Origin of the sequence: uncultured Bacteroides sp., from assembly GCF_958445495.1 — a bacterium.
Taxonomy (GTDB): domain Bacteria; phylum Bacteroidota; class Bacteroidia; order Bacteroidales; family Bacteroidaceae; genus Bacteroides.
Window position 1 is genome coordinate 1 of the sequence record NZ_CAUCSQ010000082.1, and the last position, 11980, is coordinate 11980.

The 11980-nt window shown below is 43.5% G+C and carries 15 protein-coding genes and 1 pseudogene; 15 read left to right on the plus strand and 1 reads right to left on the minus strand.

Features of this window, described 5'->3' with window-relative positions:
• Nucleotides 1-453: 453 nt before the first annotated feature.
• A complete protein-coding gene (locus tag Q5076_RS17185) occupies nucleotides 454-1167 on the minus strand; it encodes a S24 family peptidase (protein WP_303014965.1) in 714 nt (237 codons plus the stop codon).
• A gap of 482 nt (nucleotides 1168-1649) precedes the next feature.
• Between Q5076_RS17185 and Q5076_RS17190 the strand changes: the two genes are divergently transcribed.
• The 15 genes and pseudogenes from Q5076_RS17190 (at nucleotide 1650) to Q5076_RS17260 (ending at nucleotide 11804) form a co-directional block, all read left to right on the plus strand.
• Complete coding sequence (locus Q5076_RS17190; protein ID WP_303014967.1) at nucleotides 1650-1973, plus strand: hypothetical protein; 324 nt, start codon at nucleotides 1650-1652, stop codon at nucleotides 1971-1973.
• 42 nt (nucleotides 1974-2015) lie between these two features.
• Nucleotides 2016-2909 (plus strand): DUF4373 domain-containing protein, encoded by an 894-nt coding sequence (locus tag Q5076_RS17195; RefSeq protein ID WP_303014969.1) that lies wholly within the window; start codon nucleotides 2016-2018, stop codon nucleotides 2907-2909.
• 205 nt (nucleotides 2910-3114) lie between these two features.
• Complete coding sequence (locus Q5076_RS17200; protein ID WP_303014971.1) at nucleotides 3115-3633, plus strand: HU family DNA-binding protein; 519 nt, start codon at nucleotides 3115-3117, stop codon at nucleotides 3631-3633.
• A gap of 271 nt (nucleotides 3634-3904) precedes the next feature.
• Nucleotides 3905-4433 (plus strand): annotated as a pseudogene (locus tag Q5076_RS17205) (N-acetylmuramoyl-L-alanine amidase).
• Nucleotides 4434-4438: 5 nt separating this feature from the next.
• Entirely contained in the window at nucleotides 4439-4534 is a 96-nt protein-coding gene (locus Q5076_RS17210; RefSeq protein ID WP_303014991.1) for a smalltalk protein, read from the plus strand.
• 116 nt (nucleotides 4535-4650) lie between these two features.
• Entirely contained in the window at nucleotides 4651-5199 is a 549-nt protein-coding gene (locus tag Q5076_RS17215) for a hypothetical protein (protein WP_303014974.1), read from the plus strand.
• Nucleotides 5180-5656 carry a hypothetical protein gene (locus tag Q5076_RS17220; protein ID WP_303014975.1) on the plus strand — a complete coding sequence of 159 codons (477 nt, stop codon included), beginning with the start codon at nucleotides 5180-5182 and terminating at the stop codon, nucleotides 5654-5656. The genes Q5076_RS17215 and Q5076_RS17220 overlap by 20 nt, the downstream gene beginning before the upstream one ends.
• Before the next feature lie 126 nt (nucleotides 5657-5782).
• On the plus strand, nucleotides 5783-6244 hold the full coding sequence (locus Q5076_RS17225; RefSeq protein ID WP_303014977.1) for a barstar family protein: 462 nt from the start codon (nucleotides 5783-5785) through the stop codon (nucleotides 6242-6244).
• A gap of 68 nt (nucleotides 6245-6312) precedes the next feature.
• The gene (locus tag Q5076_RS17230; RefSeq protein ID WP_303014979.1) at nucleotides 6313-6984 is read left to right on the plus strand and encodes a hypothetical protein; all 672 of its coding nucleotides are present in this window, start codon (nucleotides 6313-6315) and stop codon (nucleotides 6982-6984) included.
• 51 nt (nucleotides 6985-7035) lie between these two features.
• Nucleotides 7036-7692, plus strand: coding sequence for an RHS repeat domain-containing protein (locus tag Q5076_RS17235; RefSeq protein WP_303014981.1), 657 nt, complete (start codon nucleotides 7036-7038; stop codon nucleotides 7690-7692).
• Between the two features lie 24 nt (nucleotides 7693-7716).
• Nucleotides 7717-8418, plus strand: a complete 702-nt coding sequence (locus Q5076_RS17240; protein WP_303014982.1) for a hypothetical protein — start codon at nucleotides 7717-7719, stop codon at nucleotides 8416-8418.
• 313 nt (nucleotides 8419-8731) lie between these two features.
• A complete protein-coding gene (locus Q5076_RS17245) occupies nucleotides 8732-9196 on the plus strand; it encodes a macro domain-containing protein (protein ID WP_303014984.1) in 465 nt (154 codons plus the stop codon).
• Between the two features lie 200 nt (nucleotides 9197-9396).
• The gene (locus Q5076_RS17250; protein ID WP_303014985.1) at nucleotides 9397-9765 is read left to right on the plus strand and encodes a hypothetical protein; all 369 of its coding nucleotides are present in this window, start codon (nucleotides 9397-9399) and stop codon (nucleotides 9763-9765) included.
• Nucleotides 9766-10019: 254 nt separating this feature from the next.
• Entirely contained in the window at nucleotides 10020-10919 is a 900-nt protein-coding gene (locus Q5076_RS17255; RefSeq protein WP_303014987.1) for a methyltransferase domain-containing protein, read from the plus strand.
• Between the two features lie 3 nt (nucleotides 10920-10922).
• Nucleotides 10923-11804, plus strand: coding sequence for an ABC transporter permease (locus Q5076_RS17260; protein WP_303014989.1), 882 nt, complete (start codon nucleotides 10923-10925; stop codon nucleotides 11802-11804).
• Nucleotides 11805-11980: the final 176 nt, after the last annotated feature.

Consider the following 11980-nt stretch of genomic DNA (forward strand, 5'->3'; position numbering starts at 1 on the left):
ATTTGCAATTTATCAGGAGTGCTTGCGATTCGTCTTAAGGGATTTGTAGTCTATCGGTAGTACTTACGATTCGTCTTAAGGAATTTGTAGTCTATCTGTAGTACTTGCGATTCGCCTTAAGGGATTTGCAATTTATCAGGAGTACTTGCGATTCGTCTTAAGGGAATTTGTAATCTATCTGTAGTACTTGGAATTCGTCCTAAGGGGATTTGTAATTTATCTGTAGTACTTGCGATTCGTCTTAAGGGGATTTGTAATTTATCTGTAGTAGTTGCGATTCGTCCTAAGGAATTTGCAATTTATCTGTAGTACTTGCGATTCATCCTAAGGGAATTTACAGTTCACCACAGGACAATTCATCCTTCGTCATAAGGAGATTCCCGATTCGTCACAAGGAAATTCATCGCGGAGGATGCTGCATTTTTCTCTTTGCCGTGTCCTCTGCGGTGAAACTTACATCATCATGTGCCTGCGAATCGAGAATTTTACGATTGCCATCGCATTGATGGATGCAAACGGGATATCCATCGGTTCATGGTGGGGGTTGTAGCTCACCAGTTTGATGAACCCTTCTTTTTCTGAACGGTTCGCGTATTTCACCGTCAGATAATCGTCGCCGTCAATCATGAACGACACCAGGTAGATTTCCCCGTAAATGATATTGTCGAAACTGCTGATTTCCTTATATCCGATGATGTCTCCGGATTTCAGGATGGGATACATGCTGTCTCCGTTTACATAAATCGCCCCGTCGCAAACGGAGATATTCGGAATCAATATTTTCCCCAGTGCATACTGCTGTTTGTTGGTGAACAATGTTTTCAGGTTTGCCGCCGCCGTGATGTCATATAATGTCACACTCCGGTCGTCTATCGGCTCTACTGTTTTAGGATTGTGTATAATCTTCACTTCTCCCCTTGCCAGTTTGCTTTCGCAGAATCTCGGCGGTTGTTCCGGGTCTCCTTTTCCCAGCAACAGCCAATTGTAATTCACTTTATTACCGAACTTATCGAGCAGCAGGCGGAAGTCTATGCTGTTCCGTGCGCCCCAGTTGGTAACTGTTGCTCTTGAAACTCCCAGATATTCAGCAAGCTCACTGTCTTTTCCCAGGTTTAACACTTCTTTGGCACGTTTGATGATGCCGGGTACGTCCAAGTTTGTATCCATTCTGTTTTCTTGTTTAAAGGACTGATTCCGAATTAGCAAGTGACGACCGCTTTACGGCCATTTGAAAAAAAGTTTACTATATGTTTATAATCAGCGGTTTGAAAAATAGGTTTAAGATAAAATATGAAAACTGTTGTTTTATATGTGAAAATTATTCTATCTTTGTCGCACTGATTTATAGAAAACGTTTCAAAATTATAAATTAAAAACGGATAAACCATGCAAAACCGCAAGAAAAACGCAAAAATCCTGCAAATATCCCGTCCGCCGCCGGCAGCGACTTTGCCGTCAGTTGTTAACGGCTGTCCTCCCGACTGTTAACAGTTGTTCTTCTGCCTGTTAACACCTGACGCGATATCTGTTAATACCTGACGGCCGGACAACAGGATGATTACGTTTTGTGTACGAATACTGTACGCCCGGATTATTTCAGACCTGATTGGAAAAAACTAGTATTTACAAACATATAACCGGATAATAATATGAAAACCTTAAAAGAACAAACACTATGCGTTTGCGGATGTTGCAAGCGTTCTCTTCCCGCTGATGCTTTTTATATCAACAGGAAAACCGGTCTTCCCGGCAACTACTGTAAGGAATGCCGCAAATCCGCCAGCCGTAACAGCCGGAAAAATGAGAAGCTCTCCCTGGCATGCGGCAAGGAGGTGTCTTACCCCGTAATTACCTGTACGGAAGACCCCGTACTGCGTCATAAGCTTATTCTGCATGCCCTTGAGACCGTGACTGCCAGCATAAAACGGAAAAAATACAAAGTCCGCGAATCGGAAGCCGAACTGGCGGACTGATGTACCTGGAATCCGAACTGAACGATAAAAACTACCTGCATTATGGGACGAATAAAACAAGGGCTTGACTATTTCCCTTTGAATACTGATTTTATGCACGACCGTGTCGTGCGCCGCGTGATGAAACGTGAAGGTGACTCTGCCTTCACTATCCTGCTCTATACCCTGTCTTACATCTATTCGGGCGAGGGGTATTATATTCTTGTCGATGATGACTTCTGCGACGAACTTGCCGACCAGCTTTTCAGTACGGACAATGATAGTGTCCGCCGTGTGCTCCGCCTGTTCGTGGAATACGGTTTCTTCGATTCCGCACTTTACGAACGTCACGGTATCCTGACTTCCACTGATATCCAGCGGCAGTTTCTCTTTATTACCAAACGTCGCAGCCGCCGTCATATCTTGCCGGACTACTGCCTGCTCCCGGACGAGGCCGGACAGCCGGGCGAGGGGACAAGCGTGCCGGATACTGTTGCGGAAACCGCGGATGCTGTATGTAGGAAGACCGGTAATGTAGACAATACTCCGGGATGTTGCGACAAAAACTGTCTGCCTAAAAAGAAAGAAAAAGAAATAAAAGAAAATATCCTCCCTAACCCTCCTTGTGAAGGAGGGGATGAAGAAGGAGGAGATTCTTCTTATGAAATGGTTCCGGCGGTGGTTCCTTCTCCGCGGGCGAAGAAGAAAAGCGAACTGACGCAGGCGGACATTGACTGTATGCGTGCTCCCGCCGACGGATGCCCGCGCAACTTTGCCGGCCTGTTGGACAACCTGCGGCTCTACCGTATCCCACCTGCCGAACAATATGCCATCGTGGTGAAAAGTAATTACGGGGAAATCGGGGGAAAGGTCTGGAGGGGCTTCGGGACCATTCGTGAAAGCGGTGGGAAGATAAAGCTGCCGGGACATTATCTGTTGAGTGTGCTGAATAAGTAGATACGTCGGGGATTGTATTTTTGTCTTGATGGTAATATATTGTAAATAAGTGTATTATGTAATGTTTTTTATATTCACGCATTTATTCACGCACACTTCTGAAATCTCTTGGCAAATCGGGGATAAGGCCTTATATTTGCATTGTCGATAAGCTTAAAGACACAGACTGATTTAAATTTATTAATGACTAAAAAAACTTACAATTATGCCAGTACTTTACAAACCTTTCCAGTCTACGCTGGAAGACAAAAAGAGCGGTAAAAAGCTTTTCTATCCCCGCGTCGTACGTTCGGGGAATGTGGATTCCGCACAGCTTTCGAAAGAGATTGCCGCTTATTCTTCTCTCTCTCCGGGCGATGTCAAAAACACGCTTGACAACCTGGTGACAGTGATGGCGCAACATCTGCAATCTTCGGAGAGCGTGAGTGTGGACGGTCTCGGCACTTTCCGCATGGTGATGGTGGCCCGCGGCAAAGGTGTGGAAACATGGGACGAAGTGTCTGCTGCGCAGGCTACGCTTACCGTCCGCTTCCAACCGTCTACGACCAAGAACCTTGACCGGACCACCGCTACCCGTTCAATGGTGACCGGTTCCAGATGTGTCCGTTATGATAAGCTTGCTTTTATAGCGGGTAGCGAGGGCGGCGGTAATGACGGCGGCGATAACCGGCCGGACGGTGGCGGCAATGACGGAAACGGGGAAGCGCCGGACCCGGCAGCATAAATGCTTTTCTATCGGATATAATGCACGGAATATAAACGACGACAGGCTTTACGGACTTAACCTGATAACAGGTTTTCAACTGAACTGGACAACAGACTTTTCACTGAACCGGACAACGGGCTTTTCAACTGAACTGGACAATAGGCTTTTCACTGAACCGGATGAAAGGCTTCTCAACTGAACTGGATGAAAGGCTTCTCACTAAACTGAATAACGGATTTTTAACTGACTGGACAACAGGTTCTTAACTGAACTGAAATTATCTGCTGACATGAAAATTATCGATTTAATCGTGGTGCACTGCAGCGCCACGCGGGAGGATTGTACGCTCTCACCGGAGGCTTTGGACTTGATGCACCGGCGTCGCGGGTTTAACGGGACAGGTTATCATTACTACATCCGCAAGGATGGAACGTTGCATCTCACCCGGCCGCTCGAACGCATCGGAGCCCACGCAAAAGGCTTCAACACTCGCTCGATAGGTATTTGTTATGAAGGTGGTCTGGACTGCCGGGGACGCCCGGCGGATACCCGGACTTCGGTACAGCGTTCTGTGCTCCGGCAACTTGTCGGGCGGTTGCAAGGGAAATTTCCCGGCTGCCGGGTGTGCGGACACCGCGACCTGTCGCCGGACCTGAACGGAAACGGCGTGATAGAGCCGGAAGAGTGGATTAAACAGTGCCCGTGCTTCGATGTGGCGAAGGAATTCAAGGAGTCCGGAGAATTCACGACGCAAGCGGAGAACACGGAAGAGCACAGAGTAACACAACAATTTAAAGAAACGGAAAGGAGGTAAATGATGGCAATGAAGAAAGGACTTTGGGATACAATCCTGAAAGTGGTTATCGCAGTGGCTTCGGCTTTGGCAGGCGTTTTGGGTGCTAACGCGATGAATTTGTAAAAAGAGAGAGGTTGGATAATTTCCGCTGTGCAGAATCGGGCGCACCGGTTTCTGTACGGCGGATTGACAAGATTATTTGAATTGAGGATTATAACACAAATGCAATGATTAAAAGAATGATATTATTATTGTTGATGATGCTCTTCGGACGGGAGTCGAAGGCACAGGCCGCAGAAGGATGCGGAACTTCATACTGGGATGCGATACCGGTTGCATTCTCTGTCGGGAAAACGACATTTACAGATGTCCGTGACACAAGTACGGGGCCGCCCTGGTATTATACCTGTTTTTATATATCCGGAGAAGGAGGTACTTACAAGTACACCAATGCCGTGTTTCATCGTACAGGCCTGGGTTTCCGTGGTTTCCGGAAGATTGAGACGGAAGATGTGGTGAATGGACGTACGATGGCTTCTGTGTTCGACCCGGAACTGCTGAGTACGGAGGTGAGAACAGATTATGGCAACCGGTATCTTCCTGTCCGTAAGACAAGTTTTGTTAATGGAAATATCGCTCCCCAAGAACGTTACGAGTATAATGACAGGCAGCAACTAACTGGGAAAGAGGAGTGCTCCTATGATTCGGAAGACTGGCTGGTGAAGACCTTTGAGTATAACCGGGATGGATTCTTGTGCTTATGGCGCTTTGACCGATACTATTATTGAAAACGGTATCCGCCATATCCGTACATATGATGAAGTCGGGCTGATGACACAAGCGACGGATGCTGCAGGAAGTATTGCTTACTATTACCGTCCCGACGGCCAGCCGGTGGTGGCAATCATGTCAGGGGATATACAAACCCGTTTCTATTATGATAAGTATGGCCGTCGTATTGCCATTAAAGACCCCAGTGCCGGCGTCCGGCGGACGGCATATGACAAAGCCGGAAATGTCAGCAAAGAGACTGATGCCGATGGTCGTGAATTAGTGAAAGAGTATGACCGCTACGGACGTGTCGTGAAGCAAATAACACCTGACTTGACAACGATTTATACCTATGACAACACGGAAAACCTGTTGCTTTCCGCAGTGTCAAGCAATGGTAGTGCTCTGCACAATACCTACGATGAGTATGGCAGACTGCAAACGCAGCGTGAAGAATCTCCGGATGGCAAATAAATTTTAAAATGTGATAATGAATAAAAGAATTAGAATTCTTACTTTTACAACAGTAATGAATTCTAGTTCTTTGCTATAGTAATGTTATCAATAGAAAAGCATTATAATTAAAACTAAGATTAAAAAATGAAATATATTCAGTTTATAAATAAGGATGTTGAATTTCCGGAAAATTCTTATATTGTTCGTATTCCTGTAATAACAAATAAAGAGGAGTTGTATGTAAAGCTGATGTCTAAATTAAGATTTCCATCTTATTTTGGAAAGAATTGGGATGCATTAGATGATTTGTTCCGAGATTTTTGTTGGATTGAAAATGATAATATTGTAATCATTCATGAAGGTATTACCGGACTTCCGAAGAAAGATTTAACTTTATATGTGGCATCTGTTGTGGATTGTATAGAATCTTGGATATATCAATCTATTTTAGACAGCGAAAAAAAAGTAGGTGACAATACGGAATGGAAAGCCCCATTACATCATGTGTGGTTTATTTTTCCTGAAAAGGAGAAAGAGATGATTATGGATATTATACATGAATGGATACAAATTCGCAAGTATAAATATTGTTTAAAGATGGAATAATAGCAGATTTTCACAAACTGTCTTACCCTGATACAGGTTGACTAAAAAACAATTTATATCAAGGTAATTTGCTTTCTTGCGACTACGGTGCTTTGAGCGATGCTATTATTGAAAATGGTATCTGCTATATTGGCAAAGAGACTGATGCCGACGGTCGTGAATTAGTGAAAGAGTATGACCGCTACGGACGTGTCCTGAAGCAAATAACGCCTGACTTGACAACGGTTTATACTTATGACAACACGGAAAACCTGTTGCTTTCCGCAGTGTCAAGCAATGGCAGTGCTCTGTATAATACTTACGATGAGTATGGCAGACTGCAAACGCAGCGTGAAGAATCTCCGGATGGCAAATGGTTGCAGAAAGCCTACAGTTATACCACCGACGGACTGCCTGTAAGATGCAGCATCACCCGTGCGGATGGGGGTATAGTGTTCGACCACAGCCACCGTTTCAATGTGACGAATAACAATCTTGAAAATCGTACGGATGAAACTAGAAACCTGTCTGAGGACTTTGATTATGATACCTTGAACCGTTTGTGTTCTTACGGTAATAATACCGTTCTTTATGATGACTACGGTAATATTCGTTGGAAGGGTGATGCCGGGGAACTGGTCTATACCAACCCAAACCGTCCTTATGCCGTGACGGGTTTGGCTCCTGTTGAAGACAATCCGGTGAAGTCTGGACTTGACATCGCCTATACTGTCGGTGAACGTCCTTCCGTTATCACGTAGGATGGAAAGAAAGCTGTGTTGACGTATAATGCCAATCACGAGCGTGTACGTATGCAGTATTCAGTAAATGATTCGACACTGTTGTCACGCTATTATTTAGGTGGTAATTATGAATCGGATATTGACAGTACGGGTACGCAGGAAAGGTTATACTTAGGTGGTGGTTATTACGATGCCCCTGCTGTACTGGTAAAGCATAGCGGCCGTACCTCTGTTTATTTCATCCACCGTGATTACTTGGGTAGTATCCTGCAAATAACGGATACACAAGGAAATGTGGTGGAGGAAAACAGCTTTGATGCCTGGGGTTGTAGGCGTAATCCTTTGACTCATGAGGCATATGCGAATGAGAGTGCTCCGGAATTGATGCTGGGCAGAGGTTTTACAGGACATGAACATTTGCCGATGTTCGGGCTGATAAATATGAATGCCCGTTTGTATGATTCCGTATTAGGACGTTTCCTTAGTCCTGCCCCTTATGTGCAGATACTTGATTATACGCAGTCTTTCAACCGTTATAGCTATTGTATGAATAGTCCGCTGTGTTATGTGGATGAGAATGGGGAGTTTATTTGGTTTGTAATAGGTGCTGCTGTTATTGGCGGAGCAATCAATGTGGCAACCCATTGGAAAAATATAGATAATGTTTGGCAGGATTTAGGGTATTTCGGTACGCATTATAAAGATATAGATTATATTTGTAACTGAGACGTTTAAATGCAATAATGGAAAATGAAAGAACAAATGAAAAGAATAATGACAATACTTTCTGAACGATTGGGTAAGTATGGTTTTAAGAAAAAAGGATATAATTATTTTGTGCGAATGGCAGATGAGAAAACAATCCAAAACATAGGATTTAGTATTGCTACGCATGGAGAAAAACATGTTTTTTATTTGAGTCCGAGTCCTGGAATCGTATATAAAGATGTAGAAGAATTAGAGATACAATTAAGAAATTTAGGGATGCCCAAATATCCTGATTATGTAGGTGCTATGCTGTGTTCACCTATTGGCTATTTAATGCCATCAAGAGATTATATAGAATGGAAATTTATACTGAATGAAGATATTGTCGGAGAGGCTAATGCGATGGCTGATGCTATCATAGAATATGGAATTCCTTATATGGAAAAGCTAGTGGATAGAGATGAGGTGGTTTATGGCATGGAAATAGGAAAATATGGGGGAGCGCGAGAGTTTGTACTACCAATACTTCATTATTTACGAGGTAATAGTCAGCGCGCATTAGAATGTATAAGTGAATTCATAAAAAAGTTCTCTGTTGCTTCTCATTTAGAAAATTATGAAGCAGATACTTTGAAGCGATTGTTAGAGGAGGATGATAGGCTTTATGAAATTAATAATGGATTAAAATCTTATTTAGACTTTGCTGATAATTTTAAACAGATGATAAATTATCATGATTATTGAAGGTGAAAAGGAAATGTTGATATTTCTCTTTTTTAGAGAAATTCCCAATATCTTATTTAAGTCCGAGTCTGGGATTGATTCCAGAAGTTCCAGGACCTCATACCATACTGCCCTACAGCAGAGGTATTGATTGAAATAAAAAAATCAAAGGGTGCAAGGAATATAATATATTGTGGTTGATACAATTAGAATACTTTTGGCTGTCGCTGTCCATGAAACGAATCTTTATGATAGTAAGAGCGCATCGAAGGTAATTGGGTAAATGAAATATTAAAGTCACTAGTGCTCGAAGTAACATTTAAATTTTTAGAATATGATTAACTATATAGAATATGGGGATATTTTCGCATTACCTGATGTACACTGTTATGCACATGGTTGTAATTGCGCTGGTGCAATGGGAAAAGGTATCGCATTGCAATTTAGACGTAAGTATCCTGATATGTATCTTCAGTATAAAAAGTTATGTAAAGATGGAGCGTTTAAATTAGGAGATATTTTTGAATATAGATTAAACGATGAATATGTATATAATTTAGGTACACAGAAAGATTGGAAAACGAAAGCAACTTTGGATGCTTTGAGAATTTCTGTTTGGAAGATGCTTGAGTCTGCAACAAAACAAAATATTACAGCAATAGCTATGCCCAAAATCGGTGCGGGTCTAGGTGGATTGGTTTGGGAAGATGTTAAATATGTACTTGAAGCGGCTGCTTTGCATTTTCCTGACATAGATATTATTGTTGTGGAGAACTATCAACAAGTAAACGGAATTTAATATTCTATATTTTACCCGTAACAGTTTAGCGGTTCGTTGTTGTTGATTTTCAGATACTTATAAAATGGATTATGATAAGAACCTTGTCAAATTATTCATTTTATAGCTAAACTCCGTTGCTTGTATTTTAGCAATATATTGATTACCAATCATTTCTCTTTTTTGTAATCGCTGAACTGTAACTTTTACCCTGATATAATTTGATTGAATGTCAATTTATATCAGGATATTTTTATCTGAGATTTTTTCACGATGCATTAGATGATTTGTTCCGAGATTTTTGTTGGATTGAAGATGATAATATTGTAATCATTCACGAAGGTATTGCCGGGCTTTCGAAGAAAGATTTGAATTTGTATGTGGCATCTGTTGTGGATTGTATAGAATTTTGGATATGTCAATCTACTTTAGACAACGAAAGAAAAGTCGGTAACAATACGGAATGGGAAGCCCCATTACATCATGTGTGGTTTATTTTTCCTGAAAAGGAGGTAATTATGGATATATATTCCCGCCAGCCGGTGGGTGAAGTGGATACAAGACGTGCGGGTGGCGTTAGTAAGGTGTAACTTGCTTATGTTGTACAATAAAGCTCCGTTTGAACCGGAAGCGGCAAGCGCCGGAACCTGGTATCGGGGTATTGATTTCTTCCGTCAACCCGGTTGCAGGAATATGGGCTTTTCCGTTAACCTGACTTTTTAATCTTCTATTAAAAGTCCTTAACAAAAGCCCGTTACATCACTTTTTATTTGTTTCTTTGCACCAAATTCGGGTATAGTGTTGTCTTGTGATTCGGGACAACACTTAATTTTGTTTGGAATTGATGGAGAAACTCAATATAAATGCTTGTCCGGTGTGTGGTGGCGCGCACTTGAAGCGTGTCATGACTTGTACGGATTTTTATGCTTCGGGCGAACGGTTTGAACTGCATTCGTGTGAGGATTGCGGGTTTACATTCACCCAGGGGGTTCCCGTAGAGGCGGAGATAGGCAGGTATTATGAGGCTCCCGATTACATTTCTCATACCGATACGCGCAAGGGCGCGATGAATACCGTTTATCATTATGTACGTTCTTATATGCTGGGACGCAAGGCACGTCTGGTGGCAAGGGAGGCTCACCGCAAAACGGGACGCCTGTTGGATATAGGGGCGGGAACCGGCTATTTTGCCGATGCGATGGCACGGCGCGGCTGGAAGGTGGAGGCGGTGGAGAAGAGCCCGCAGGCACGTGCCTTTGCGAAGGAGCGTTTCGGCCTGGATATGAGACCGGAACCGGCTTTGAAAGAGTTTGCTCCCGCCAGTTTTGATGTCGTCACTCTCTGGCATGTGATGGAACATCTCGAATCTCTCAACGAAACATGGGAATTGCTCCGCGGGATGCTGACGGAGAAAGGATTACTGATTGTCGCTGTTCCTAATTGTTCTTCGTATGACGCGAAGCGTTACGGCGAATATTGGGCGGCTTATGATGTCCCTCGCCATCTTTGGCATTTCACGCCGGGAACTATTCAACAACTGGCTTCCCGACACGGCTTTATCATGGCGGCACGGTATCCGATGCCGTTTGACGCTTTTTATGTGTCGATGTTGAGTGAGAAACACCGGGGAGGTTCGTGCAGTTTCCTCAAAGGGATGTATGCCGGGACGCTGGCGTGGTTCAGCGCTTTGGGGCGGAAGGAACGGAGCAGTTCCATGATTTACGTTTTTCGAAAAAAAAGATAACGGATGGGTAGTAAAAACAGATATAAGTCGAATTCGGTTTTCGATATGCAGTTCATCACGTCGAGTATCAGTACTACGCTGGTATTGCTGTTGCTGGGACTGGTTGTTTTCTTCGTGCTTACGGCGCATAATCTGTCTGTTTACGTCCGCGAGAATATCAACTTTTCTATTTTAATCAGCGATGACATGAAGGAGGCGGACATCTTGAAGCTCCAGAAGAGGTTGAATCGGGAGCCTTTTGTGAAGCAGTCCGAGTATATTTCCAAGAAACAGGCATTGAGGGAGCAGACCGAAGCGATGGGGACTGATCCCAAGGAGTTTCTGGGATATAATCCTTTTACTGCTTCTATCGAAATCAAACTTCATTCCGATTATGCCAATTCCGACAGCATTGCGAAAATCGAGAAGATAATCAAGAGGAATACTGATATACAGGATGTGCTTTACCGGAAAGAGCTGATTGATGCCGTGAATGACAACATACGGAACATCAGCCTGGTGTTGCTTGCTCTGGCGGTGGTGCTGACTTTTATTTCCTTTGCGCTGATAAACAATACGATAAGGCTTGCCATTTATTCCAAACGTTTTCTCATTCACACGATGAAGCTGGTGGGGGCGAGCTGGAGCTTTATCCGCCGGCCGTTTTTGCGGAGGAATGTGTGGAGCGGGGTGCTGGCTGCCGTGTTGGCGGATGCCATATTGATGGGGGCTGCCTATTGGGCGGTGACGTATGAACAGGAGTTGCTCCGGGTCATTACGCCCGAAGTCATGCTGGTTGTTTGTGTGAGCGTACTGGTGTTTGGAGTGGTGATTACATGGTTATGCGCCTATTTCTCCATTAACAAATATTTGAGGATGCGGGCTAATGCCTTGTATTATATCTGACGGGGACGGTGAATTGCGGGTGGTTGCCGGATGGGGCGTGAGGTTGCACCGGAGTCCGCGGTTGCCGGTTTATGGTGGATATTGAGTGATTATAATCTTATTGTTTGATGATTGTAATTTGTAAAGAGGAGTTCTATAAATTAAAATATTGTAGTACAGTTGTTTATATGGTTCCA